This is a genomic window from Streptomyces swartbergensis, assembly GCF_002148965.1.
GTDB classification, from domain to species: domain Bacteria; phylum Actinomycetota; class Actinomycetes; order Streptomycetales; family Streptomycetaceae; genus Streptomyces; species Streptomyces swartbergensis.
The window spans coordinates 1-23,975 of the sequence record NZ_NGFN01000047.1 but is presented as its reverse complement, the minus strand read 5'-3'; the positions used below and the strand labels follow the sequence as shown (position 1 = coordinate 23,975).

The following is a 23,975-nucleotide window of genomic DNA, read 5'->3' as shown; positions in this document are numbered from 1 at the left end:
CAGCTCACCCGCACACGACCACCAACGGCCCCCCTACGGCCCCCCTACGGCGCGCTCAATGCCCGTTCTGCGCCAGGTTCAGCAAGTGGTCGGCCAGCTCCTGGCCCCCCGTCGGGTTCCGGCTGATCAACAGCAGCGTGTCGTCACCGGCGATCGTCCCCAGGATGTCGTGCAGCTCGGCCTGGTCGATCGCCGACGCCAGGAACTGCGCGGCCCCCGGAGGAGTCCGCAGGACCACGAGGTTCGCCGAAGCCTCCGCGGAGATCAGCAGCTCCTGCGAGAGCCGCCGCATCCGCTCCTCCTTCGCCGACCCGCCCAGCGGAGCGCGCGGCGTGCGGAAACCGCCCTCGCTCGGCACCGCGTAGATCAGGTCGCCGTCGGCGTTGCGGATCTTCACCGCGTTCAGCTCGTCCAGGTCCCGGGAGAGCGTCGCCTGCGTGACGCTCAGCCCGTCGTCGGCGAGCAGCTTCGCCAGCTGGCTCTGCGACCGCACGGGCTGCCGGTTGAGGATGTCCACGATCCGGCGGTGGCGTGCGGTGCGGGTCTGCGGCACGGCGGGCCCGTTCGCCCCCGGCTGCTCGTGGTCCTGCGCCTGGCTCATCGTCGTCTCATTCCCCGGATCGTCCGTCCCCGTCGGCTGCGCTTGCGTCGAGGACACCGGGCAGCGCCCGGAGGAAGGCGTCCACCTCGTCGTCGCCGATGTTCAGCGGCGGCATGAGCCGTACGACGTCGGGAGCGGGCGCGTTCACCAGGAGGCCGGCGTCCTGAGCCGCCTGCTGCACCTGGGGCGCTAGCGGCTCGGTGAGCACGATACCCAGGAGGAGACCCGCGCCCCGGACGAAATCGATCAACTCGTGACCGAGGCCCTCGATCCCGTCCCGCAACTTCTCGCTCTGCCGCTTGACGTTCTGCAGCAACCCCTCGTTCTCGATGGTGTCGAGGACGGCGAGCCCGGCGGCGCAGGCGACGGGGTTGCCGCCGAAGGTCGTGCCGTGGTGGCCGGGCTGGAGCAGCTCGGCCGCGCGTCCGAAGGCGACGGTCGCGCCGAGCGGCAGTCCGCCGCCGAGGCCCTTGGCGAGGGTGACGACGTCGGGCAGGACGCCCTCGTGGGCCTGGTACTCGAACCAGTTACCGGTCCGGCCGACGCCGGTCTGCACCTCGTCGAGGACGAGCAGCGCGCCGGTGGCGGCGGTGATGGCCCGGGCGGCCTTGAGGTAGCCGGCGGGCGGGACCACGGCCCCGTTCTCGCCCTGGACCGGCTCGATGACGACGAGGGCCGTCTCGTCCGTCACCGCGGCGGCCAGCGCCTGCGCGTCGCCGTACGGGACGTGCGTGACGTCGCCGGGCAGCGGCAGGAAGGGTTCCCGCTTGCCGGGCTGGCCGGTGAGCGCGAGGGCGCCCATGGTGCGGCCGTGGAAGCCGCCCTCGGTCGCGACCATGTGGGTCCGCCCGGTGAGCCGGCCGATCTTGAAGGCGCCCTCGTTCGCCTCGGCGCCGGAGTTGCAGAAGTAGACCTTGCCGTCGCGGCCGAAGAGCTGGAGCAGCCGCTCGGCGAGCGCGACCGGCGGCTCGGCGACGAACAGGTTGGAGACATGGCCGAGGGAGGCGATCTGCCGGCTCACGGCGTCGACGACGGCCGGGTGGGCGTGGCCGAGCGCGTTGACCGCGATGCCGCCGACGAAGTCCAGGTACTGCTTGCCGTCGGCGTCCCAGAGCTTGGTGCCCTCGCCGCGGACGAGCGGGAGCCTCGGGGTGCCGTAGTTGTTCATGAGCGCGCCCTGCCACCGCGCGGTCAGTTCCTGGTTGCTCACGACTCCCCCTGTCCGCCCGGTCCCTCGGGCTTCTCGTCGGCCACGACCATCGTGCCGATCCCCTCGTCGGTGAAGATCTCCAGCAGGATCGAGTGCTGGACCCGGCCGTCGATGACCCGGGCGGTGGTGACGCCGCCCCGTACGGCGTGCAGGCAGCCCTCCATTTTCGGCACCATGCCGGACGAGAGGTCCGGCAGCAGCCGCTCCAGCTCGGAGGCGGTGAGGCGGCTGATCACCTCGTCGCTGTGGGGCCAGTCCTCGTAGAGTCCCTCGACGTCCGTGAGGACCATGAGGGTTTCGGCGCCCAGTGCAGCAGCGAGTGCCGCAGCCGCCGTATCAGCATTGACGTTGTAGACATGTCCGTCGTCCTGGGAGCGGGCGATCGACGAGACGACCGGGATGCGGCCGTCGGCGAGCAGGGCCTCGATCGCGCCGGTGTCGATGGCGGTGATCTCGCCCACCCGCCCGATGTCGACGAGTTCGCCGTCGATCTCGGGCTGGTGCTTGGTGGCGGTGATGGTGTGCGCGTCTTCGCCCGTCAGTCCGACGGCGAGCGGGCCGTGCTGGTTGAGCAGACCGACCAGCTCGCGCTGCACCTGCCCGGCCAGCACCATCCGTACGACGTCCATGGCGTCCTCGGTGGTCACCCTGAGGCCCGCCTTGAACTCGCTGACGATGCCGTGCTGGTCGAGGGCGGCGCTGATCTGCGGGCCGCCGCCGTGCACGACGACGGGCTTGAGGCCGGCGTGGTGCAGGAAGACCACGTCCTGGGCGAAGGCGGCCTTCAGGTCCTCGTCGATCATGGCGTTGCCGCCGAACTTGATGACGACCGTCTTGCCGTTGTGCCGGACCAGCCAGGGCAGCGCCTCGATGAGGATCTGGGCCTTGGGCAGCGCGGTGTGCTTGCGCGTCGATCCACTGCTCATGACGAGTACGCGCTGTTCTCGTGGACGTAGTCCGCGGTGAGGTCGTTGGTCCAGATCGTGGCGGTCTCGGACCCGGCGGCGAGGTCGGCCACGATGTGCACCTCGCGGTAGCGCATGTCGACCTTGTCGCGGTCCTCGCCGACGCCGCCGTTCTTGCACACCCAGACGCCGTTGATGGCGACGTTGAGCCGGTCCGGCTCGAAGGCGGCCTGCGTGGTGCCGATCGCGGAGAGCACCCGGCCCCAGTTGGGGTCCTCGCCGTGGATCGCGCACTTGAGGAGGTTGTTGCGGGCGATGGAGCGGCCCACCTCGACGGCGTCGTCCTCGGTCGCGGCGTTGATCACCTCGACCTTGATGTCCTTGCTGGCGCCCTCGGCGTCCCGGATGAGCTGCTGCCCGAGGTCGTCGCAGACCTGCCGAACGGCCTCGGCGAACTCGTCGTACTCCGGGGTGACTTCGGCCGAACCGGAGGCGAGCAGCAGCACGGTGTCGTTGGTGGACATGCAGCCGTCGGAGTCGACCCGGTCGAAGGTCGTCCGGGTGGCCGCCCGCAGGGCCTTGTCGAGTACGTCGTTGTCCAGGGCCGCGTCCGTGGTGAGGACGACGAGCATGGTGGCGAGGCCGGGGGCGAGCATGCCCGCGCCCTTGGCCATGCCGCCGACGGTCCAGCCGTCCTTGGTGACGACGGACGTCTTGTGGACGGTGTCGGTGGTCTTGATGGCGATGGCGGCCTTCTCACCGCCGTGCTCAGTCAGAGAAGCGGCTGCCTTCTCGACCCCCGGGAGCAGCTTGTCCATCGGCAGGAGGATGCCGATCAGGCCGGTCGAGCAGACGGCGACCTCGATGGCGCCCCGCCCGAGGACCTCGGCGACCTTCTCGGCCGTCGCGTGCGCGTCCTGGAAGCCCTTCGGGCCCGTGCAGGCGTTGGCGCCGCCGGAGTTGAGGACGACGGCGGACACCTGACCGCTCTTGACGACCTGCTCGGACCACAGGACCGGGGCGGCCTTCACGCGGTTGGAGGTGAAGACGCCGGCGGCGGCGCGGCGGGGCCCGGTGTTGACCACGAGGGCCAGGTCGGGGTTGCCGTTCTCCTTGATCCCGGCGGCGATGCCCGCCGCCGTGAATCCCTTCGCTGCCGTCACACTCACGGCGCAACTCCGATCGTCGTCAGTCCGGTGGTCTCGTCGAGCCCCAGGGCGATGTTCATGCTCTGGACGGCACCGCCTGCGGTGCCCTTGGTGAGGTTGTCGATGGCGCTGATCACGATGATCCGTCCGGCGTCCGCGTCGTACGCGACCTGCACCTGAACGGCGTTCGAACCGTAGACGGACGCCGTGGCGGGCCACTGTCCCTCCGGCAGCAGGTGCACGAAGGGCTCGTCGGCGAAAGCCTTCTCGTAGACGGCGCGCACGGACTCGGCGGTGACCCCGCCGGTCGCCTTGGCGCTGCACGTGGCGAGGATGCCGCGGGGCATCGGCGCGAGGGTCGGCGTGAAGGAGACGGAGACCGGCTCGCCGGCGGCCGCGCTGAGGTTCTGGGTGATCTCGGGGGTGTGCCGGTGCCCGCCGCCGACGCCGTACGGGGACATCGAGCCCATGACCTCGCTGCCCAGCAGGTGCGGCTTGGGCGCCTTGCCCGCGCCGGAGGTGCCGGACGCGGCGACGATCACGGCCTCGGGCTCGGCGAGCCCGGCAGCGTACGCCGGGAAGAGCGCCAGCGACACGGCCGTGGGATAGCAACCGGGCACCGCGACGCGCCTGGACCCCTCCAGCGCGGCGCGGGCGCCCGGCAGTTCGGGAAGGCCGTAGGGCCAGGTTCCAGCGTGCGCGGAGCCGTAGAACTTCTCCCAGGCGGCGGCGTCCGTCAGCCGGAAGTCGGCGCCCATGTCGATCACCAGCACGTCCGGCCCGAGCTTCTCGGCGACGGCGGCGGACTGCCCGTGGGGCAGCGCGAGGAACACGACGTCGTGCCCGGCGAGGACCTCGGGGGTGGTCTCCTGGAGCACTCGCCCGGCCACGGGCAGCAGGTGCGGCTGGAGCGCACCGAGCCTCTGCCCCGCGTTGGAGTTGCCGGTCAGGGCACCGATCTCGACCTCGGGGTGTGCCAGGAGCAGACGCAGCAGTTCCCCGCCCGCGTATCCACTCGCTCCGGCCACTGCCGCACGTACCGCCATGGAACCTCCTCCTTAGAGGGCATGACTATACGGCTCTCTGCACGTTTATGCAATCCTGGAATCGTCCTCTCCCTGGTCAGGCGCTGTCGACGCGGTCGAGCAGTGCCCGGGCCTCGGAGGTGCGGTAGTGGTGCGAGCCGAAGGCGGACAGGCAGGCGTCGAGGGCGGCCACGGCGCGAGTGCGGGCCTCGGTGCCGCGGCTCAGCCCCAGAAGGGCGGCGGCCAGGGCGAGCTCGACGGCGCCGGCCTCGGGGCGGCACTGCTCCTCCGGCAGGCTGCGGCGCAGCTCGTCGGCGCGCTCCGCCTCGGCGAGAGCCTCCTCGTGGCGGGCCTGGCCCTGGAGACTGCGGGCCAGGCCGAGCCGCAGGACCAGGCCGAACCGGTCCGGTACACGATGGGCGGCGAGGGCCTCACAGGCGAGCGCCTCGGCCTCCGGATGGCGGCCCTGTGCGTTGAGGGCATAGATCAGTCCGTTGCGGGCGGCCGCTGCTATCCGCGGCATCTCCGGACCTGTGCCGCGGGTCGCGGCCCGGGCGACGGCCGCGCACTCCGCCTCGCATTCGGCATACCGGGCGAGCGCGCTCAGCGCCTGGGCGCGGTCCGACCGCAGTTTCAGGGTCTGCGGGTGTTCGGCGCCGAATATCCTGCCGAAGACCGGCATCAGTGCGTCGTACGCCGTGACGGCCTCGGCGTGGCGACCCTGGGCACCCGTCGCCAGCGCCGCGATGCCCAGCGCCAGCGGTGCGTGCGTGTCGTCGCGCCGCCGGGGCCGGGCCGCAGCCACGGCTCGGGCCTCGGCCTCCGCCTCGGAATAGCGCCCGGCCTCGTAGAGGGCGATGGCCTGGGCCACGGGGGATCGCATCGACGGCCCACCGCTGATTCGGCCGCGCGGCCGAAAGAGTCTCATGCCCGGAGCATACGGACACTGCGCACGCCCGTTCGAGGAAGTGTCGAGCTTCCTCGGTCGAGGTGCCGCGTGCCCTGGGGCAGGCGCGTGCCGAGGGTTTCGCCGCGGGCTCTGCTACGGAAGACGCGCCACGTCGTGGGCCGCCGCGCCGGGGACGGCGGCCCACGCGAGTCCCGCTACCTCTGCTTGATCCGCAGGAAGGTGACGGAGTTCGCCGGGAAGGTGTAGGTGAACTTCGCGGCCACGCCACGGAAGGTGGACGTCACCGGCGTCACCGGCGTGTCCGTCTCCGTGTTGACGGCGTCCTCCTCGGCGGCCAGCGTGGTCACGCGGGCCGTGGAAGCGACCTTGGCGCCACCCAGGTCGACGGCCGTGCGGGCCTCGGCGGACTGGGCGTTGACGACCTTGACGATCAGGTCACCGGTCGCGGCGTCCTTGGTGACGACCTGGCGGAACGGCTCGGCCGGCTTGTCGTCCTTGAAGCTGCCCCACTCCTTGCCGTCCAGGAACAGGGTGACCTGACGGCCGCGGACCTTGATGTCGATGTCGTAGGCGCGGCCGGTCTCGATCGACCCGGCCTTCGTCATCAGCGTGCCCTTGCCGCCGTCGACGGCCTGCTCGATCGCGGACTGGGTGTTGTTCCAGCCGCCCAGGTTCCACCAGTAGTAGTTGCCGGTGTCCTTGACGCCGAAGGCGACGAGGAAGCCCTCCTTGCCGGACTTCTTGGTGGCCTTCACATGCAGGTCGTAGTCCTTCCAGGCCGGGTCGCCCGCCGTGACCATGGTGTTCTCGGCCGCGGTGTCGCTCTGGACGTACTGCCCGTCCTGGATGCTCCAGCTGCCCCGGCCGCTGGTGGTCCACTTCGAGGCGTCACCGGAGAAGTCGTCGCTGAGCAGCGTCGAGCCGTCCGCGGAGGTGACCTTCACGTCGTCGTACGCGGCGCTGGTCGCCCACGTCGACAGGCCGACGGCACCGGTGATCGGGCCGCTGACGTTCGGCGTGGTCGTGGCCTTCGAGGGGACCACGCGGTCGCCGACGTTGGTCATGAACAGCTTCTGGACCTCGTAGTTGGCCGAGTTCCAGGAGGCCCGGTTGTTGAACCAGATCATGTCCGGCCGCCACTGGACGTAGTCCTCGTTGGCGAGCAGCGGGGCGTAGGAGGCCAGCTTGACGATGTCCGCGTTGCGTTCCAGGCCGGTCATGAAGGCGGCCTCGGACAGGCCGTTCTTCCAGGCGTTGCCCTGCGAGGCGTACTCGCCGAGGAAGACCTTGGGGCCCTTGCGGTCGTAGGAGTCGTAGCGGTCGTTGTTCTGCAGGAACCAGGTCGGGCTGTTGTAGTAGTGCTCGTCGACCATGTCGACGTTGCCCTCGCGGTTGAGCTGCCAGGCGGTGTCGAAGGTCGTGCCGGCGTCGTCCGGGCCCGAGTTGGAGATGACGGTGATGTCCGGGTACTTGGCCTTGATGGCGGCCCGGAACTGCTCGAAGCGGGCGAAGAACTCCTTGGGGAGGTTCTCCTCGTTGCCGACGCCGATGTGGGTCAGGTGGAAGGGCTTGGGGTGGCCCATCTGCGCCCGGACCTTGCCCCACTTGGAGGTCGCCGGGCCGTTGGCGAACTCGATGAGGTCGAGGGTGTCCTGGATGTGCCGCTTGAGCAGGGCGTCGTCGTCGGTGGCCTTGTTCTGGCCGCAGCCGGTCACCAGGGCGGGGACGACGGGCAGCGGCATGGCGCCGATGTCCTCGGAGAAGCGGAAGTACTCGTAGTAGCCGAGGCCGTAGCTCTGGTTGTAGCCCCAGAAGTTGGAGTTGGTGGCGCGCTGCTCTACCGGACCGATGGTGTCCTTCCACTGGTAGCTGCGCTTGCGCTGCCAGTTCGAGGCCTCGCTGTAGTCCTCCATGGAGCCGGTGTTGACCAGGCAGCCGCCGGGGAAGCGCACGAAGCCCGGCTTGAGGGCGGCGATCTTCTCGGCGAGGTCCTTGCGCAGGCCGTTGGGCTGATTCTTGTAGGTGTCGCGCGGGAAGAGCGATATCTCGTCGAGCGCGGCGGCGTTCGCCGAGGCGACGGCGAGGCGGCCGCGGTTGCTGGTGCGGGTCGCGGTGAACGTGGCCTTGTACTTGGCCCAGCCGCCCTTGACGGCCACCTGCCGGGCGGTCGCCAGCGTGCCCGCCGTGTCCTTGAGGGAGACGGTGAGCGTGCTGCCGCTCTCGGCGCGGGCCCACACGGAGAAGTCGTACTTCTTGCCCTGCTCGACCCGGATGCCGGTGTTGTAGCCGGCGTTCGTGACGGAGGAACCGGCGCCCAGGGACAGGTAGTTGCGGTTGCGCTCGTTGAGGCGGCCCGAGTCGTTCACGACCTCGGCCGTGCCGCCGACCGTCCACGAGGTCAGGGGCGTGTAGGAGCCGTTGTCGGCGGTGGAGTACTCGAAGGAGCGGTTCTGCACGAGCTCGGCGTACAGACCGCCGTCGGCGGCGCGGTTGATGTCCTCGAAGAAGACGCCGTACATCGTGTCGTCGATCGCCGCGCCCTTGGCGGACGGGTCGACGGTGATCGCGTAGTCGGTGACGTCCTCGGCGTGCGCGGGGGCCGGTACGAGGGCTGCTGCCGTCAGGAGGGCCGTGGTCGTGAGACCGACTCTCCATCGCGTGCGGGCGGTGCGTGGCATGGATACTCCGCGGCTCTCTGGTAGAGGAGTGTTCGAAATATCAGACATTGATCAGCACTTCGAACGGCAAGATAGGGAGGGGGCGGATGCGCGTCAATGGGTCGCGCAGCAACCGTTGGGACGGAGAGCGGTACGGGATGGGCGAGTTCTGGCCAGTGCCGGACGTACTGGCGTATCTGGCCGGGCGCTGGCGCGTGGCCCGGTCGGTGCGGGATCTCGCGAGCGGCGAGCAAGGGGAGTTCTCCGGAGCCACCGTGTTCGCCGCGGAGGAGGAGGGCGGGGAGGACGGCGGACTGTTGCACCACGAGTCCGGCACCTTCGTCTGGCAGGGCGTCGCCCGGCCCGCCGAGCGGACGCTGCGGTTCCTGCCCGGCCCGGGCGGCACGGCGGACGTGCGGTTCGCGGACGGGCGGCCGTTCCACGACCTCGACCTGACGTCCGGACGGCACGTCGCCGACCACCCCTGCGCGGCGGACCTCTGCCGCGGCGAGTTCACCGTCCGCGACGCGGACCACTGGCGGACGGTGTGGCACGTACGCGGCCCGGCCAAGGACCTCGTCCTGCGCACCGACTACGCACGCGAGGCCTGAAACCGGCCTACGCCCGCGACGCCTGAAACGGCTACGCCCGCGAACTGCGCACCGGCTAGGCACGCGAGGTCTGAAACCGGCTACGCCCGCGACGTCCGAAACGGCTACGCCCGCGAACTGTGAACCGGCTACGCCCGCGAGGCCTGAAACCGCTACGCACGCGACGCCCGAGCCAGTCCGAGCCGGCTACGCACGCACGAAGTCCGAACCGGCTACGCGCGCGACGTCTGAGCCGACACCCCGTCGAAGCGCAGGTTCCAGCGCCCCGCCCGGCCCGTCACGGAGGTCGTCGACAGCGGGCGGACGTCGATGTTCCAGTACGTCGAGGGCGGTGCCTTCAGGGCATACACCACGGCGGCACGGATCACGGACGGCTCGGCGACCGCCACGACCCGGCAGCCGTCCTCGACGGGCCGGGTGTCCAGCCAGCCGCCGACGCGGGTGATGAAGTCCACCAGCGACTCACCGCCGTGCGGTGTGGCGCGCGGGTCGGCGAGCCACGCGTCCACCGCCTCCGGCTCCCGGGCCATCGCCTCGCCCAGGGTCAGCCCGCGCCACCGGCCCATGTCGCAATCCCGCAGGCCGAGTTGCACGAGCGGCGCGTACCCGAGCCCCTCGCCCGTCGCACGGCTGCGCGGGGTCGGCGAGCAGTAGCGCAGCTCGGCCGCCGCGAGCGGCAGCAGTTCGCGGGCGACGCGCTCCACCTCACCCCAGCCGGCCTGGTCCAGCGGCCGGTCGTCCTCGAAGCGCTCGGCGAGCAGCGGGGAGCTGCGCGCGGCGGCGACGAACGTGACCCGAAGTGGCATGCGGCGATGGTGGGTGCCGCAAGTGCGCAGGTCAAGAGGTGTTACCCAGGAGTTACCCAGGGTGCGCCGCCCCTCACCGGCCGAAGATGAGAGCCATCCAGTGCTCGGGCCGCTCCAGCGCCGCGAACCCGAGCTTCTCGTAGACCCCGTGCGCGTCGTGCGTGGCGAGCAGCACGCGCGGTACCCCGTACTCCCGCAGCTCGTCCCGTACGGCCGCCACGAGCGCGGTGCCGACCCCCTTGCCGCGCGCCGACGGGTCGACGTACACGTCGCACAGCCACGCGAAGGTCGCCCGGTCCGTGATGACCCGGGCGTACGCCACCTGCTCGCCCGACACCGTCTCGTACACGCCGAAGTTGAGCGACCCGTGGATCGCCCGGTCCTGCTTCTCGGGCGGGCGGCCCAGCGCCCAGTACGCGTCGGTGGACAGCCAGTGGTGGACCCGCTCGGCGTCGACGCGGGCGGGGTCGGTGGAGATCTCGTAGCCCTCGGGCAGGCTCGGCGTGTCGGTCATGCCGGGATGTTTGCAGGTCGACGCCCACGCGTCGAACGCTTATCCCAGCACCTCGTCGCAGGCAGCGCGCAGCCGCCGTACGCCCTCCGCGATCTCCCCGGTCCCGGCGACCGCCGCGAAGCTCAGCCGGACGTGGGGGGCCGGCGGTTCGGCGCTGAAGTAGGGGCGGCCGGGGGTGATGGCGACGCCCGCGCGCAGGGCGGCGGAGGTCAGGGCCGCCTCGTCCGTACCGTCGGGCAGGCGCGGCCACAGGTGGTAGCCACCGGACGGCACGTGCGGCAGGGCGAGTTCCGGCAGGTGCGACGTGAGCGCGGCGGTCATCGCGTCCCGGCGCGCCCTCAACTCGGCGGACACGGCTCGCAGATGGCGCGGCCAGGCGGGCGAGCCGACGAGTTCGAGTGCCGCCTCCTGAAGGGGCCGGGGCACGAAGAAGGTGTCGACGACCTGGATGGCGCGCAGCCGCTCCAGGACCGGGCCGCGCGCGGCCAGGGCGCTCACCCGGAAGCTCGGCGAGGTCGCCTTGGTCAGCGAGCAGACGTGGACGACGACACCGTCGGGGTCGTCGGCGGCCAGCGGGCGCGGCAGCGGCCCCGCGTCCTCGTGCACGAGCCGCCGTACGAAGTCGTCCTCGACGACGAACGCGCCCGCCGCGCGGGCGATGCGCAGCACCTCGCCGCGCCGCTCGGGCGCGAGCACGGCACCGGTGGGGTTCTGGAAGAGCGGCTGGCAGACGAAGGCAGGGGCGCCCGTGGCCCGGAACGCGTCGGCGAGCAGCGCCGGTTTCACGCCGTCCGCGTCCACCGGGACGGGCACCGGGCGCAGGCCCGCGGCACGGGCGATGGCGAGCATGCCGGGGTAGGTCGGCGACTCGACGAGGACGGGGGCGCCGGGCGGGGCGAGGGCGCGCAGGGCGGTGGTGAGCGCGGACTGCCCGCCCGCGGTGACCAGCACCTCGGCGGCCGTGAAGGACCCGCCGATGCCCCGCGCGAACCACTCCCGCAGCTCCGGCAGCCCCTCCATGGGCGGGCGCCCCCAGGCGCCGGGACGGCGTCCGGCGCGCGACAGAGCGGCGGCCATCGCCCGCTCCGGCTGCAACGACGGGTGCAGATAGCCGCCGTTGAACTCGATCACGCCGGGCGGCGGGGCGGCCAGCGAGACCAGCACCCCGGAGGCGTCCACCGAGCGCGGTACGAGGTCGGCGGCACCGTCCGCGCTGAGCGCGACCTCCTGCCAGGAGGTGTCCCCGGCGGGAGCCGGTGCCGTCCGGGCCTGCGCGCGGAACGCGCCCGCGCCGGGCCGGGTGACCACCAGCCCCTCGGCGGCGAGCTGCGCCAGCGCCCGCGACACGGTCACGGGGCTCACCCGGAACCGCTCGACCAGGGCCCGGCTCGACGGCAGCTTTCCACCCGGCGAGTAGCGGTCGAGCTCCCGCCGTAGCTGTTCCGCCAGTTCAACGACGCTGCTACGCTCTTGCATGAGAGCACAGAGTAGCGCTACTACTGCACCCCGGATAGCAGTCGCCACGGAGCGGGAGCGGCCCGGCCTCGGCACCCTCCAGGCCGGCCTCGGCGTCATCGCCTTCTCCCTCACCTTCCCCGCCACCGCCTGGGGCCTGGAGGGCTTCGGGCCCTGGTCGCTCGTCGCCGTACGCAGCGTCCTGGCCGCGGTGATCGCGGGCGGTGCGCTACTGGCGCTGCGCGTCCCGCTGCCCGCCCGCCGCCACTGGTTCGGCCTGGCGGTCGTGGCGGCCGGTGTCGTGCTCGGTTTCCCGCTGCTGACCACGCTCGCGCTGGAGACCTCGACCACCGCGCACGCCGCCGTCGTGGTCGGACTGCTCCCCCTGACCACCGCTGTCTTCTCCGCCCTGCGCGTCGGCACCCGCCCCTCGCGCACCTTCTGGGCGGCGGCCCTCGCCGGCGCGGCGGCGGTGCTGGCCTTCACCGTGCAGCAGAGCGGCGGCGCCCTGAGCACGTCCGACGTGTACCTCTTCGCGGCGCTGCTGGTGTGCGCGGCCGGCTACACCGAGGGCGGCCGGCTGGCCCGGGTCATGCCGGGCTGGCACGTCATCGGCTGGGCGCTGGTGCTGTGCCTGCCACTGACCGTGCCCGTCGCCGCGTTCGCGCTGACGCGGGAACCCGTGCATCTGACCGCGCACAGCGTCACCGGGCTGCTGTGGGTCGCGGCGGGCTCACAGTTCCTCGGACTGGTCGTCTGGTACCGGGGCATGGCGGCCATCGGCATCCCGAAGGCCAGCCAGTTGCAGCTCGCTCAGCCCCTGCTCACACTGGTGTGGTCGGTGCTGCTGCTGGGCGAGCACCTGACGGTGGCCGCCCCGCTGACAGCCGCGGCGGTGCTGGTCTGCATCGCCGTCACACAACGGGCGCGCGGCTGAGCGGGGCACGCCCGGCCCCTGCCGAGCGGCGCCCCCGGCCGTAGACTCGAAAGGCCACGCGGACCGCTGCTCCACACACCGTGAGGAGGCCCCAGATGCGCGCAACCGTGGGCGACCAGCTTGTCCAGCACGGCAGGGTGGTCGGTCAGCACGACAAGGTCGGCGAGATCGTCGAAGTGCTGGGCCAGGAGGGCAACCCCCCGTACCGCGTCCGGTTCGAGGACGGGCACGAGGGCGTGTGCTCGCCGGGACCCGACACCGAGATCCGGCACCGGGAGACCACCACCGGGCCGTGATTCAGCGCGGCGGCGGCGCCGGCTGCCCGTAGTGGTCGGCGACCACCCTCGCCATCGCCCCGATCCGATCGGTCGCCATGTCCTTGGCGGCGAAGAAGACGTGCCCGCGCACCTGCGCGTGCTCCTTGGCCAGCGTCAGGTGCCGGGACAGCTCGGCCGGGTCCTGCCAGGCCGCGGGCTGCGCCGGGTCACCGGCCTTGTACAGCGCCTCCCCCACGTAGAGCTGCGTCGAGGTGCCGCGCGCGACCTCCGCCCACCAGGGCACCAGTTTGGCGTAGTCGGCGGCGGCGAAGCCGATGTTCCAGTACAGCTGCGGGACGATGTAGTCGATCCAGCTCTCGCGCACCCACTTGCGGGTGTCCGCGTGCAGGTCGTCGTAGGTCTGCACGCCCGCCCGGGTGTCCGAGCCGCGCGAGTCGGTGGCGGCGTTGCGCCAGACGCCGAAGGGGCTGATGCCGAAGGGCGTGCCGGGCCGGACCTGCTTGATGCGGTCGGCCGTCTCCCGGACGAGCTTGTCGATGTTGTCGCGCCGCCACGCGGCTCGGTTCGGGAAGCCGGCGCCGTACTCGTCGTAGGCCAAGTCGTCGTCGAAGCTCTGGCCCGCCACCGGGTACGGGTAGAAGTAGTCGTCGAAGTGGACGCCGTCCACCGGGTACTTCTCCACCGCGTCGAGCATCGCGTGCTGCACGAAGGCCCGGACCTCGGGCAGCCCGGGGTTGTAGTAGAGCTTCCCGCCGTAGGTCACCACCCAGTCCGGGTTCATGCGGGCGGGGTGGCCGTCGGCGAGCCGGGTCGGGTCGGCGTGGGCGGCGACCCGGTACGGGTTGAACCAGGCGTGCAGCTTCAGGCCGCGGGCGTGGGCCTCCTCCACGGCCGTGCCCAGCGGGTCCCAGCCGGGGTCCTTGCCCTGGGTGCCGGTGAGGTACTGCGACCACGGTTCGTACGGCGAGGGCCACAGGGCGTCCGCCGTGGGCCGGACCTGGAAGACCACGGTGTTGAGCCGGTTGCGGACCGCCCTGTCGAGGTGGGTGATCAGCTCGGCCCGCTGCTGCGTGGCGGTCAGCCCCGGCTTCGACGGCCAGTCGCGGTTGGCCACGGTGGCCAGCCACACGCCCCGCATCTCGGAGGCCGCCCTGCCGTCGCGCCTGCCGTCCCGCTTGGGCGCGGCCGAAGCCGGAGGCATCATCGTGAAAGCCGACAGCGCCGCCACCGCGAACGCCCTGCGTGACACTCGTCCCATCCGCATGCCCCAAAAAGCCGCGGATCCGCCCGGTCGCGGATCGCTCCGCGCCCAGCATGCCCGAAGCGGACCCGACCCCCGCGATCGATCATCGATACTTGGGAGTAACGTGCACGAACGGAGCAGGCACCGGAACCCGGGGCACCTGCCCAGAAGTGGATCAGCAGCGAAAGGGACGATGTGACGGACACCCCAGCGGGAGACATTGCACGCGTCGGAGTCGTGGGCTGCGGTCAGATGGGCGCGGGGATCGCCGAGGTGTGCGCCCGGTCCGGTCTGGACGTCATGGTCGCCGAGACCACCGGCGAGGCCCTGGAGATCGGCCGGACCCGGCTGTTCAACTCCCTGGCCAAGGCGGCCGAGCGCGGCAAGATCACCGAGGAGGAGCTGGAGGCCACACAGGCCCGCCTGAGCTTCACCACGGACCTCGGCGAGTTCGCCGACCGCGACCTGGTGATCGAGGCCGTCGTCGAGAACGAGCAGGTCAAGACCGAGATCTTCCAGGTGCTCGACCAGGTCGTGACCCGGCCCGACGCCATCCTGGCCTCCAACACCTCCTCCATCCCGCTGGTGAAGCTGGCGGTGGCGACCTCGCGGCCCGACCAGGTCATCGGCATCCACTTCTTCAACCCGGCCCCGGTGCAGAAGCTCGTCGAGCTGATCCCGGCCCTCACCACGTCCGAGGGCACGATCAGCCGGGCCCAGCTGTTCACCGAGAAGGTGCTGGGCAAGCACGCGATCCGCGCTCAGGACCGCTCCGGCTTCGTGGTGAACGCGCTGCTGATCCCGTACCTGCTCTCCGCGATCCGGATGTTCGAGACGGGCATCGCCAGCCGCGAGGACATCGACAACGGCATGGAGATGGGCTGCGCCCACCCGATGGGCCCGCTGAAGCTCTCCGACCTGATCGGCCTGGACACCGTCGCCTCGGTGGCCCAGTCGATGTACGAGGAGTACAAGGAGCCCCTGTACGCCGCTCCCCCGCTCCTCCAGCGCATGGTCGACGCGGGCCGGCTGGGCCGCAAGACGGGGTCGGGCTTCTACACGTACGACTGACCCACACACGCCCCCCCGAGGCTGATTACGGACGGTCAGAATTCGGCCAACCCGCGGGCCCGGCACCGGAATTGGTGCCGGGCCCGCGGCATTCACACACCGTGTGCGCGCCGGGCTCGCATATGCCCGTCGCACACTCTCCCCAGGCACCCACCAGGCGAGTTGACTCCCAATGCGCATGCAAGGGATGTGCAACCACTACGGAAAGGAGCGGACTCGTGACCGTCGATCCCGAGCATCCGGTCGTTCATGGAGAACTCGCAGAGTTACGACGCCGCCTCGATGTGGCGTACGCCCGTGTCGAGGGCGGGCTGGCTCTGCTCAGCCACCGCACCGAGGAGACCGCCAAGGAACTCGACGAGCTCAACACCCGGATCAACTCACTGGAACACGCGCGCTGGCCGCTGCCCGCGGTCGCCGCCCTCACCGCCGTGGGTGCCCTCGTCGTGGCGATCTGGCAGGCACTGGGACGCTAGCTCAGGGCAACGTGTCCTGCCCGAGCCTGAGATGGTGCAGCAGCAGTAACGCGGCCGCCATGTTGGCGGCCGGGACCTCCCCACGGGCGACCATGTCGGGGACGAGCTTGAGGTGAACCCATTCCCGGCGGTCGGACTCGAAGTCGTCCACGGGGTGCCCGACGTACTCGCCCTCGTCGGCCCAGTACACGTGGTGCCGGGCGTCGGTGAGCCCGTTGGACGGCTCCACGCTCATGAGGTGGCGCAGGGGTCCCGGCCGCCAGCCGGTCTCCTCCTCCAGTTCCCTGGCGGCCGCGCGGGCGACGTCCTCGCCGTCCTCGACGACGCCCGCCGCGAGTTCCCACCCCCAGCTGTCGGTGATGAAGCGGTGCCGCCACAGCAGCAGCACCTCGTTGGCCTCGTTCACGACCGTGGCCACGGCAACGGGCCGCAGCCGTATGAGGAAGTGGTCGAGGTGCCGGCCGTCCGGCAGTTCGACATCCGCGAGATTGACGCTGAACCAGCGGTTTGAGTACACAGCTTGTTCGTTGTGTTTCGTCCACTGCACGGTTCTGCCACCTTCCGTCGAGTAAGTGGCAATATCGCAGCAGGGATGGAGTGACAGCAGGCGCACGGGACGTCGCTCGGGATGACGCGGGCGCCCGTCGCCCGGGGTCTACAACGGTACGCGCAGTGCCCCGTCGATGAGTTCCGCGGCCTCGGCCGTGCCCGCGCAGCCGCTGCGCACCAGGTGCTCCCGCACCGCGCGCAGCCGGTCGCGCAGCCGCTGGGACTCCATGCCGCGGGCCTGCTCGGCCATCTGCACGGCGATGACCACGGCCTTGTCCGCGTTGCCCTGCCGCAGCTCGATCGTGCTGAGCATGGCCAGCCGGTGCACCCGGCCGCGGTCGTGCGCCGGGTTGTCGACCGCGGCCGCGGCGTGCTCCCCGGCGGCCGCGATCTCCCCGAGACTGAGCAGCGCCTCCGCCACCTGGACGTTGACCAGCCCCGGCTGGACATAGCCGGTCTCGTCGGGCTCGTAGCCGCGCCGGATGCGCTCGGCCGCCTGCTCGGCCCGCCGGATGCAGGACAGGGCGCTGCCGCCGTCGCCGAGATGCGCGTACGCCTTGGCCTGCATCGCGTACAGGTCGGAGGCGAGCGCCGGGGTGATGTGCTTGCCGGCGGCTCGCAGCGCGGCCTCCGCGAAGGCGACGGCCTGCCGGTACTCCCGCATGAACAGCGACTGGTTGACCAGCAGCGCGATGATGTAGGCGCCGAGTCCCCGGTCGCCGCTGGCCTTGGCGAGCCGCAGGGCCTGGTGGAAGTACCGCTGGGCGAGGCCGTGCGCGTCGGAGTCGTAGGCGCAGATCCCGGCGACGGCCACCAACCCGCCCGTGGCCCGGTGCAGTTGGCGCCCGGTCTCATCGGTGTAGCTGCCGCGCAGCAGCGGCGCGGCCTCGGCGTTGAGGAAGCCGACGATGCGGGCCCGTGTCGCGATGCCCCCGGCCTTGCGGTACATCTGCTCGTAGTGCGTACGGGCGGCCCGCAGCATCTCCAGGTCGCCCGGGGTGACCTGGTGTCTGCCGCCGCGGGAGACGTCCACGTCCTCGGGCGGGTTCTCCCACTCCCACACCGGCATGACGGCGGGCGTGCCGGTGAGGGCGGGCGCGCCCAGGATGTGCGGGCGCTGCTGCTGGTCGGAGCGCCACAGGGCGGTGGCCCGCTCGACGAAGCCGGACAGCGAGCCGGTGTGCGGAGCGGACGGCTCACCGGGCACGCCCAGGCCGATGTCGTCGAGGGTCACCTGCCGCCGCAACCGGGCCGCGAGCACCTCGCAGATCAGGTCGGGCACCTGGCCCCGGGGACGCTGCCCCTTCAACCACCGGGCGACGGCGGTGTGTTCGTACCTCAGGGACAGGCCGCGCGCCCGTCCCGCCTGGTTGACATGTGCGGCCAGCCCCGCGTGCGAGATCCCGGCCTCGTCCAGGATCGCGTCGAGCAGAGTGTTGGGCTGCATGTGGGCCCCCCGGTGGCTCGGTGCGGCCAGATTAGTGGCTCCGCCTTCACACGGGGTGTGAACGGAGTGCTCGAATCCGCGCCGTGTGCGCGCTGTCGCTCTCCGTCGCCGGCCGGTTGACTGAAATGCCTCGCAAGAGGCCGGCCGGGCCGCCGGCTCCCCCTCGTACAGTGCGGCGGCCCGCTTCCGCCGTCCGCCCAGCCGCCTGCCCGACACTCCGTGGCGGGGCGGACGGCACCGCCGGCCCCGCCCTGTAGGAGCGCGGGGAACTGCGCGACCAGCCACCACCAACCCGCGGCCGGCGAAGCAGCGCAGTTCCCCACGGCGCTAACTCCGCAACTCAGCCCCTGCGCGTTCACCCGCAAGGGCCACCGCCGCGTCCCGGGCCGCCGACGCCTCATCCACCGTCAACGTCCGGTCAGCGGCCCGGAACCGCAACGCATACGCGAGCGACTTCCGGCCCTCCCCCAACTGCTCGGCGTTCTCGTACACGTCGAACAACCGGATCGACTCCAGCAGTTCCCCGGCACCGTCACGCAAGGCCTCCTCGACCTCCGCCGCCGGAACAACCGCGTCGACGACCAGGGCGACATCCTGCGTGGCGACCGGGAACGTGGAGATCCGCGGCGCCTTCACCGTGGCCTCACCAGCCGACTCCACCGCGTCCAGGTCGATCTCCATCGCACAGGTACGCGCCGGCAGCCCCAGTGCCTTCACCACGCGCGGGTGCAGCTCCCCCGCGTGGCCCACGACCCGCTCGGCACCGTCCACGGCGATCGCCAGCTCGGCGCACCGCCCGGGGTGCCACGGCCCGTACTGCCCCTTGCGGATGATCAGCTCGGCGCCCGCCTCATGGGCGACGGAACGCGCCGCCTCGACCGCGTCGGCCCAGTCGGCCGGACGGCCCTTGCCCCACCAGCCGGCCTGCTCACGCGCACCGGCGAGAACGACGGCGGCGTGCCGCGGCTGCTCGGGCAGCGCCGCGTTCAGCTCGGCGAGCTCCTCGTCGGTCGGGCGGCGGTCGACGGGCAGCACCGCGGCGATCCGCTGCTCCTCGCGCGGCTTGAAGACCAGACCGGTCTCGAACAGCGCGAGGTCGTGCGAGCCCCGGCCGTCGTTGCGCCGCAGGGCGGCCAGCAGACCCGGCAGCAGCGTCGTGCGCAGCGCGGGCTCCTCGTCGCTCAGCGGGTTGCTGAGCTTGACGACGCGGCGGGCCGGGTCGCCCTCTTCGAGGCCGAGCTGGTCGAAGACCTGCTCGCCGATGAACGGGTAGTTCAGCGCCTCGACGTACCCGGCACCGGCCAGGGCCCGGCCGACGCGGCGGTGCAGTCGCTGCCGGTTCGTCAGGCCACGGCCGGCCGGCGGCTTGGGCAGCGTGGAGGGCAGGTTCTCGTAGCCCTCCAGGCGGATGACCTCTTCGGCCAGGTCGTTCGGGTCGGTGAGGTCGGGGCGCCAGGACGGCACGGTGACGATCAGCTCGTCCTGCCCGTACACGTCACAGCCGATCTCCTGGAGCCGTCGTACGACGGTCTCCCGGCCGTACGCGACACCCGCGACCTTGTCCGGGTGGTCGGCCGGGATGGAGATGGTGCGGGGCGCGGTCGGCGCGATCACCTCGGTGACGCCGGCCTCGGCGGTGCCGCCCGCGAGGAGGACCAGCAGGTCGACCGTGCGCTGCGCGGCGGCAGCGGCGGCCTGCGGGTCGACGCCGCGCTCGAAGCGCCGGGACGCCTCGGAGGACAGCTTGTGCCGGCGGGCCGTGCGGGCGATCGACACCGCGTCGAAGTGGGCGGCCTCGATGACGACGTCCGCCGTGGCGTTCTCCACGCTGTCGTGGTCGGCGATCTCCGTGTTCGCGCCGCCCATGACGCCGGCGAGCCCGATCGGGCCGCGGTCGTCGGTGATCACCAGGTCCTCGGCGTCCAGCGTGCGCTCGACCCCGTCGAGGGTGGTGAGCTTCTCGCCCGGCTCGGCCCGGCGCACGCCGATGGTGCCCTGGACCAGGCCGCGGTCGTAGGCGTGCAGCGGCTGGCCGAGCTCCATCATCACGTAGTTGGTGACGTCGACGGCGAGCGAGATCGGGCGCATGCCGACCTTCTGGAGCCGGCGCTGGAGCCAGATCGGCGAGCGGGCCTCGGCGCTCAGGCCGGTGACCGTGCGGGCCGTGAAGCGGTCGCAGCCGGTGGGGTCGGAGATCCGCACCGGGTACCCGTACGCGTTCGGGGCGGGCACGTCGAGCAGGGCCGGGTCGCGCAGCGGCAGGCCGTAGGCGATGGCGGTCTCGCGGGCGACGCCGCGGATGGACAGGCAGTAGCCGCGGTCGGGCGTGACGGCGATGTCGAGGACCTCGTCGACCAGCTCCAGCAGCTCGACCGCGTTCTTGCCGACCTCGGTCTCCGGGGGGAGCACGATGATGCCCTTGGTACCGTCGTCGCCCATGTTCAGCTCGTCGCTGGAGCAGATCATGCCGCGGGACATCTTGCCGTAGGTCTTGCGCTCGGCGATCTGGAAGTCACCGGGCAGGACGGCACCCGGCAGCGCCACGACGACCTTGTCGCCGACGGCGAAGTTGCGGGCGCCGCAGACGATCTCCTGGGGCTCGCCGGAGCCGTTGGCCTGGCCGACGTCGACGGTGCAGAAGCGGATCGGCTTCTTGAACTCCGTCAGCTCCTCGATGGTCGCCACCTGGCCGACCACCAGCGGGCCCTTGAGGTCGGCGCCGAGCTGCTCGACGGTCTCGACCTCGAGACCGGCCGAGACGAGCTTCTCCTGGACGTCGCGGCCGGATTCCGTCGCCGGCAGGTCGACGTACTCCCGCAGCCAAGAAAGCGGGACCCGCATCAGATCTCCATCCCGAACGGCCGGGTGAACCGGACGTCACCCTCGACCATGTCTCGCATGTCCTCGACGTTGTGGCGGAACATCAGCATCCGCTCGATGCCGAACCCGAAGGCGAACCCGCTGTACTTCTCGGGGTCGACGCCGCAGGCGGTGAGCACCCGCGGGTTGACCATGCCGCAGCCGCCGAGCTCGATCCAGCCCTCGGACGAGCAGGTGCGGCAGGGCCGGTCGGGGTTGCCGATGGACTCGCCCTTGCAGACGTAGCAGAGCATGTCCATCTCGGCGCTGGGCTCGGTGAAGGGGAAGTAGTTCGGCCGCAGCCGGGTCTTCATGTCCGCGCCGAACAGGGACTGCACCATGTGGTCCAGGGTGCCCTTGAGGTCCGCCATGGTCAGGCCCTCGTCGATCGCGAGCAGCTCGATCTGGTGGAAGACGGGCGTGTGCGTGGCGTCCAGCTCGTCGGTGCGGAACACCCGGCCGGGGCAGACGATGTAGACCGGCAGCTCACGGTCGAGCAGGGCGCGGGCCTGCACCGGGGAGGTGTGCGTGCGCAGGACGACGCCGGACCCGGACTCCTCGGTGCCCTTCGGGCCCTGCACGAAGAACGTGTCCTGCATCTGCCGGGCCGGGTGGTCGGGCAGGAAGTTGAGGGCGTCGAAGTTGAACCACTCCGCCTCGGCCTCCGGCCCTTCGGCGACCTCGTAACCCATGGCCACGAAGACGTCCGCGACCCGCTCCATCATCGTGGTGAGCGGGTGCCGGGCGCCGGCCGGTACGCGGTCGTAGGGCAGCGTGACGTCCACCGCCTCCTCAACCAGCACACGGGCGTCCCGCTCGGCCTCCAGTTCCGCCTGGCGGGCGGCGAGGCCCTTGTTCACGGCGCCGCGGGCCTGCCCCACGCGCTTGCCGGCGTCGGCCTTGGCGTGCGGGGGCAGGGCGCCGATCTCGCGGTTGGCGAGGGCCAGCGGGGAGGCGGGGCCGGTGTGGGCGACCTTGGCCTCGTGGAGCGCGTCGAGGGAGTCCGCGGCGGCGAAGGCGGCGAGCGCCTCGTCCCGCATGCGCTCGATCTCTTCCGGTTTCAACGCCTCGACCTCTACAGGGTCGTACGACTTATTCGGTGCCGACATCTCTTCCCGTGCTTCCGATTGGCTGGCTGAAGGTCCCCGTCACCGACTCCGATGGCCGTCTGCGGGACACAAAGGTGCCAATGGCCGAGTCTAACGGGGTGGAGGTATACGAATGCGCCCGCGGGCTGCTCAGGCGAGATAGGCCGGAGCGCTCACGGGCAACGTAAATCGGAACTCGGCGCCTGCGCCGGGGGCGCGGCCGACCGTGATGGTGCCGCCGTGGGCCTCGACGATGCCCTTGACGATGTAGAGCCCGAGGCCCGTGCCGCCGCGCTTGCTGCCCCGCCAGAAGCGGGTGAAGACGCGGTTCATGGACTCCTCCGGGATGCCGGGCCCCTCGTCGCTCACCGTGACCGACGTGCCGATGTCCTCGCCCTCGCGGGGGGACGCCGTGGCCGTGACGTCGATGGTGACAGTTCCCTCGCCGTGGCGCACGGCGTTTTCCAGGAGGTTGCTGAGCACCTGGTCGATCTTGTCGGGGTCGGCCCACAGGTCGGGCAGCGGCTGCTGGACGCGCAGCAGGAACCGGTCGGCGGATTGCCCGGCGGCGACGTAGGCCTGGATGTGCCGTCCGACGGCGGCGCCGATGTCGACGGGCTGGCGGCGCACCTCCAGGCGGCCGGAGTCGATCCGCGAGATGTCGAGCAGCTCGGCGATGAGCCGGGTGACCCGGTCGGCGTCGGCGTCGACGGTCTCCAGCATCAGCCGCTTCTGGTCGTCGGTGAAGCGTTCCCACTTGGCGAGCAGGGTGGCGGTGAAGCCCTTGACGGAGGTGAGCGGGGAGCGCAGTTCGTGGGCGACGGTGGCGATCAGCTCGGCGTGGCTGCGCTCGGTGCGGCGGCGGGCCTCGGTGTCGCGCAGGGTGACGACGAGGCGCCGGAGGGGGCCGGTGGGCCGGGTGCGGACGTAGCGCGCGGAGACCAGCACCTCACGGCCGCCGGGGAGGAGGAGGTTGCGCTCGGGCTGTCCGACCCGGATCGCGAGGCCGCCGTACGGGTCGGTCAGCTGCCACCAGCGTCGCCCCTCCAGATCCTCTAATGGCAGGGCCTTCTCCAGGGGCTGTCCGAGGGCGTCCCGGGCGCGGACGGCGGTGATGCGCTCGGCGGCGGCGTTGAAGCAGACGACCCGGCCCTGCTCGTCGGCGACGACGAGTCCGTCGGGCAGCATGTCGGGGTCGATGCCGAGGCCGGCGAGATCACCGTGTGGCCGGGACGCGGCGGGCGGGCTCCCGGCGTCCTGGGCCCCCGGTGCGCTGCTCGTGCCGACGCTCATCCCCGTACCCCACCTCCAAGGCTCCACAGAGGGGTCCCCGAGCTGGTCACCCTACTAGTTCCCGGTGACGGAGCGGCACCCTCCGGCGGCGCGCTGTGCACGCGCCGACGCATAGAGACATACGGCGGCGGCGGTGGCGAGGTTCAGGCTCTCGGCCTTCCCGTGGATCGGGACGCGGACGACGGCGTCCGTGAGGGCGCGGGTCTCCTCCGGCAGGCCCCAGGCCTCGTTCCCGAAGAGCCAGGCGGTCGGCCCGCCCATGGTGCCCTTGTCGAGCTCGTCGTCGAGGTCGCGGTCGCCGGCCCCGTCGGCGGCCAGGACCCGGACACCGGCGGCCCGCAGCCCTTCGACCGCCTGCTCCACGGGGACGCCGACGGCGACGGGCAGGTGGAACAGGGAGCCGACGGAGGCACGGACGGCCTTGGGGTTGTACACGTCGACGGAGGCGTCGGTCAGCACGACGGCCTCGGCACCGGCGGCGTCGGCGCAGCGCAGCACGGTCCCGGCGTTGCCCGGATCGCGGACGTTGGCGAGGAGGGCGACGAGCCGGGGGCGTGCCGCGAGGACCTCTTCGAAGGGCGTGTCGAGGAACCGGCAGACGCCGACGAGGCCCTGCGGGGTGACGGTGGTGGAGATGTCGGCGATGACCTGCTCGGAGGCGAGGTGCACCCGGGCGCCGGCGTCCCGGGCCGCGCCCACGATGTCGGCGTACCGCTCGGCGGCCTCCAGCGTGGCGAACAGCTCCACGAGCGTGGCCGCGCCCCCGGCCAGGTGCCCGGCGGCCTCCCGGACCGCCTGTGGCCCCTCGGCGAGGAACAGCCGCTCCTTCCCCCGGAAGTTCCGCTTCGCCAGCCGCCGCGCGGCGGCGACGCGGGGGGAACGCGGGGAGATG

22 protein-coding genes are annotated in these 23,975 nt (G+C 71.8%); 5 read left to right on the top strand and 17 right to left on the bottom strand.

Annotated elements, in window-relative coordinates; genetic code table 11:
• Positions 1-55: 55 nt before the first annotated feature.
• From CA983_RS10865 to CA983_RS10835, 7 genes are all read right to left on the bottom strand, one after another.
• A complete protein-coding gene (locus CA983_RS10865) occupies positions 56-601 on the bottom strand; it encodes an arginine repressor (protein WP_086600675.1) in 546 nt (181 codons plus the stop codon).
• Between the two features lie 7 nt (positions 602-608).
• Positions 609-1,811, bottom strand: a complete 1,203-nt coding sequence (locus CA983_RS10860; protein WP_086600674.1) for an acetylornithine transaminase — start codon at positions 1,809-1,811, stop codon at positions 609-611.
• The gene (gene argB, locus CA983_RS10855) at positions 1,808-2,737 is read right to left on the bottom strand and encodes an acetylglutamate kinase (protein ID WP_086600673.1); all 930 of its coding nucleotides are present in this window, start codon (positions 2,735-2,737) and stop codon (positions 1,808-1,810) included. The genes CA983_RS10860 and argB overlap by 4 nt, the downstream gene beginning before the upstream one ends.
• Entirely contained in the window at positions 2,734-3,885 is a 1,152-nt protein-coding gene (argJ, locus tag CA983_RS10850; RefSeq protein ID WP_086600672.1) for a bifunctional glutamate N-acetyltransferase/amino-acid acetyltransferase ArgJ, read from the bottom strand. The genes argB and argJ overlap by 4 nt, the downstream gene beginning before the upstream one ends.
• Positions 3,882-4,910 (bottom strand): N-acetyl-gamma-glutamyl-phosphate reductase, encoded by a 1,029-nt coding sequence (gene argC, locus CA983_RS10845; RefSeq protein ID WP_086600671.1) that lies wholly within the window; start codon positions 4,908-4,910, stop codon positions 3,882-3,884. Before argC ends, argJ begins: the two co-directional genes overlap by 4 nt.
• A 76-nt stretch (positions 4,911-4,986) precedes the next feature.
• Positions 4,987-5,772: a tetratricopeptide repeat protein gene (locus tag CA983_RS10840; protein WP_244206783.1), complete on the bottom strand. Its 786-nt coding sequence runs from the start codon at positions 5,770-5,772 to the stop codon at positions 4,987-4,989.
• Positions 5,773-5,993: 221 nt separating this feature from the next.
• Positions 5,994-8,477: an alpha-L-arabinofuranosidase C-terminal domain-containing protein gene (locus CA983_RS10835; RefSeq protein ID WP_086600669.1), complete on the bottom strand. Its 2,484-nt coding sequence runs from the start codon at positions 8,475-8,477 to the stop codon at positions 5,994-5,996.
• Positions 8,478-8,614: 137 nt separating this feature from the next.
• On the opposite strand from CA983_RS10835, the gene CA983_RS10830 reads away from it, so the two are divergent.
• Positions 8,615-9,067 (top strand): DUF6314 family protein, encoded by a 453-nt coding sequence (locus CA983_RS10830; RefSeq protein WP_086600668.1) that lies wholly within the window; start codon positions 8,615-8,617, stop codon positions 9,065-9,067.
• Positions 9,068-9,279: 212 nt separating this feature from the next.
• Here CA983_RS10830 and CA983_RS10825 read toward each other — a convergent pair whose 3' ends face one another.
• The 3 genes from CA983_RS10825 to CA983_RS10815 all read right to left on the bottom strand — a co-directional run bounded on the left by CA983_RS10825 (position 9,280) and on the right by CA983_RS10815 (position 11,863).
• The gene (locus tag CA983_RS10825; RefSeq protein ID WP_086600667.1) at positions 9,280-9,873 is read right to left on the bottom strand and encodes a histidine phosphatase family protein; all 594 of its coding nucleotides are present in this window, start codon (positions 9,871-9,873) and stop codon (positions 9,280-9,282) included.
• A gap of 73 nt (positions 9,874-9,946) precedes the next feature.
• On the bottom strand, positions 9,947-10,387 hold the full coding sequence (locus CA983_RS10820; RefSeq protein WP_086600666.1) for a GNAT family N-acetyltransferase: 441 nt from the start codon (positions 10,385-10,387) through the stop codon (positions 9,947-9,949).
• Between the two features lie 39 nt (positions 10,388-10,426).
• The gene (locus CA983_RS10815; protein ID WP_086600665.1) at positions 10,427-11,863 is read right to left on the bottom strand and encodes an aminotransferase-like domain-containing protein; all 1,437 of its coding nucleotides are present in this window, start codon (positions 11,861-11,863) and stop codon (positions 10,427-10,429) included.
• On the opposite strand from CA983_RS10815, the gene CA983_RS10810 reads away from it, so the two are divergent.
• Positions 11,862-12,779: a DMT family transporter gene (locus CA983_RS10810; RefSeq protein WP_086600664.1), complete on the top strand. Its 918-nt coding sequence runs from the start codon at positions 11,862-11,864 to the stop codon at positions 12,777-12,779. The two genes, CA983_RS10815 and CA983_RS10810, sit on opposite strands and share 2 nt — an antisense overlap.
• A 95-nt stretch (positions 12,780-12,874) precedes the next feature.
• Positions 12,875-13,075, top strand: a complete 201-nt coding sequence (locus CA983_RS10805) for a DUF1918 domain-containing protein (protein ID WP_010045242.1) — start codon at positions 12,875-12,877, stop codon at positions 13,073-13,075.
• A 1-nt stretch (position 13,076) separates the two neighbouring features.
• Here the strand turns inward: CA983_RS10805 and CA983_RS10800 are convergent, their stop codons facing one another.
• Complete coding sequence (locus CA983_RS10800; protein WP_086600683.1) at positions 13,077-14,315, bottom strand: glycoside hydrolase family 10-like protein; 1,239 nt, start codon at positions 14,313-14,315, stop codon at positions 13,077-13,079.
• 180 nt (positions 14,316-14,495) lie between these two features.
• On the opposite strand from CA983_RS10800, the gene CA983_RS10795 reads away from it, so the two are divergent.
• Both CA983_RS10795 and CA983_RS10790 read left to right on the top strand, forming a co-directional pair.
• Positions 14,496-15,371 (top strand): 3-hydroxybutyryl-CoA dehydrogenase, encoded by an 876-nt coding sequence (locus CA983_RS10795; protein WP_086600663.1) that lies wholly within the window; start codon positions 14,496-14,498, stop codon positions 15,369-15,371.
• A 218-nt stretch (positions 15,372-15,589) separates the two neighbouring features.
• Complete coding sequence (locus CA983_RS10790) at positions 15,590-15,847, top strand: hypothetical protein (RefSeq protein ID WP_010045250.1); 258 nt, start codon at positions 15,590-15,592, stop codon at positions 15,845-15,847.
• Between the two features lies 1 nt (position 15,848).
• Here CA983_RS10790 and CA983_RS10785 read toward each other — a convergent pair whose 3' ends face one another.
• The 6 genes from CA983_RS10785 to CA983_RS10760 form a co-directional block, all read right to left on the bottom strand.
• A complete protein-coding gene (locus tag CA983_RS10785; protein ID WP_086600662.1) occupies positions 15,849-16,394 on the bottom strand; it encodes an NUDIX hydrolase in 546 nt (181 codons plus the stop codon).
• A gap of 108 nt (positions 16,395-16,502) precedes the next feature.
• Positions 16,503-17,843, bottom strand: a complete 1,341-nt coding sequence (locus tag CA983_RS10780) for an NsdA family TPR-like regulatory protein (RefSeq protein ID WP_086600661.1) — start codon at positions 17,841-17,843, stop codon at positions 16,503-16,505.
• Positions 17,844-18,170: 327 nt separating this feature from the next.
• Positions 18,171-20,684: a phenylalanine--tRNA ligase subunit beta gene (gene pheT / locus CA983_RS10775; protein WP_086600660.1), complete on the bottom strand. Its 2,514-nt coding sequence runs from the start codon at positions 20,682-20,684 to the stop codon at positions 18,171-18,173.
• Complete coding sequence (gene pheS / locus CA983_RS10770; protein WP_086600659.1) at positions 20,684-21,811, bottom strand: phenylalanine--tRNA ligase subunit alpha; 1,128 nt, start codon at positions 21,809-21,811, stop codon at positions 20,684-20,686. The genes pheT and pheS overlap by 1 nt, the downstream gene beginning before the upstream one ends.
• Positions 21,812-21,940: 129 nt before the next feature.
• Positions 21,941-23,083, bottom strand: coding sequence for a sensor histidine kinase (locus CA983_RS10765; protein ID WP_086600658.1), 1,143 nt, complete (start codon positions 23,081-23,083; stop codon positions 21,941-21,943).
• Positions 23,084-23,137: 54 nt separating this feature from the next.
• Positions 23,138-23,974: a TrmH family RNA methyltransferase gene (locus CA983_RS10760; protein ID WP_086600657.1), complete on the bottom strand. Its 837-nt coding sequence runs from the start codon at positions 23,972-23,974 to the stop codon at positions 23,138-23,140.
• Position 23,975 lies beyond the last annotated feature (1 nt).

Bases quoted from the DNA above. Each gene is read 5' to 3' on its own strand.
- CA983_RS10865 (WP_086600675.1), bottom strand. From the start codon at position 601: ATGAGCCAGGCGCAGGACCACGAGCAGCCGGGGGCGAACGGGCCCGCC.
- argB (WP_086600673.1), bottom strand. From the start codon at position 2,737: ATGAGCAGTGGATCGACGCGCAAGCACACCGCGCTGCCCAAGGCCCAG.
- argC (WP_086600671.1), bottom strand. From the start codon at position 4,910: ATGGCGGTACGTGCGGCAGTGGCCGGAGCGAGTGGATACGCGGGCGGG.
- CA983_RS10840 (WP_244206783.1), bottom strand. From the start codon at position 5,772: ATGCGATCCCCCGTGGCCCAGGCCATCGCCCTCTACGAGGCCGGGCGC.
- CA983_RS10835 (WP_086600669.1), bottom strand. From the start codon at position 8,477: ATGCCACGCACCGCCCGCACGCGATGGAGAGTCGGTCTCACGACCACG.
- CA983_RS10830 (WP_086600668.1), top strand. From the start codon at position 8,615: ATGGGCGAGTTCTGGCCAGTGCCGGACGTACTGGCGTATCTGGCCGGG.
- CA983_RS10825 (WP_086600667.1), bottom strand. From the start codon at position 9,873: ATGCCACTTCGGGTCACGTTCGTCGCCGCCGCGCGCAGCTCCCCGCTG.
- CA983_RS10820 (WP_086600666.1), bottom strand. From the start codon at position 10,387: ATGACCGACACGCCGAGCCTGCCCGAGGGCTACGAGATCTCCACCGAC.
- CA983_RS10810 (WP_086600664.1), top strand. From the start codon at position 11,862: ATGAGAGCACAGAGTAGCGCTACTACTGCACCCCGGATAGCAGTCGCC.
- CA983_RS10815 (WP_086600665.1), bottom strand. From the start codon at position 11,863: ATGCAAGAGCGTAGCAGCGTCGTTGAACTGGCGGAACAGCTACGGCGG.
- CA983_RS10805 (WP_010045242.1), top strand. From the start codon at position 12,875: ATGCGCGCAACCGTGGGCGACCAGCTTGTCCAGCACGGCAGGGTGGTC.
- CA983_RS10800 (WP_086600683.1), bottom strand. From the start codon at position 14,315: ATGGGACGAGTGTCACGCAGGGCGTTCGCGGTGGCGGCGCTGTCGGCT.
- CA983_RS10780 (WP_086600661.1), bottom strand. From the start codon at position 17,843: ATGCAGCCCAACACTCTGCTCGACGCGATCCTGGACGAGGCCGGGATC.
- pheT (WP_086600660.1), bottom strand. From the start codon at position 20,684: ATGCGGGTCCCGCTTTCTTGGCTGCGGGAGTACGTCGACCTGCCGGCG.
- pheS (WP_086600659.1), bottom strand. From the start codon at position 21,811: ATGTCGGCACCGAATAAGTCGTACGACCCTGTAGAGGTCGAGGCGTTG.
- CA983_RS10765 (WP_086600658.1), bottom strand. From the start codon at position 23,083: ATGAGCGTCGGCACGAGCAGCGCACCGGGGGCCCAGGACGCCGGGAGC.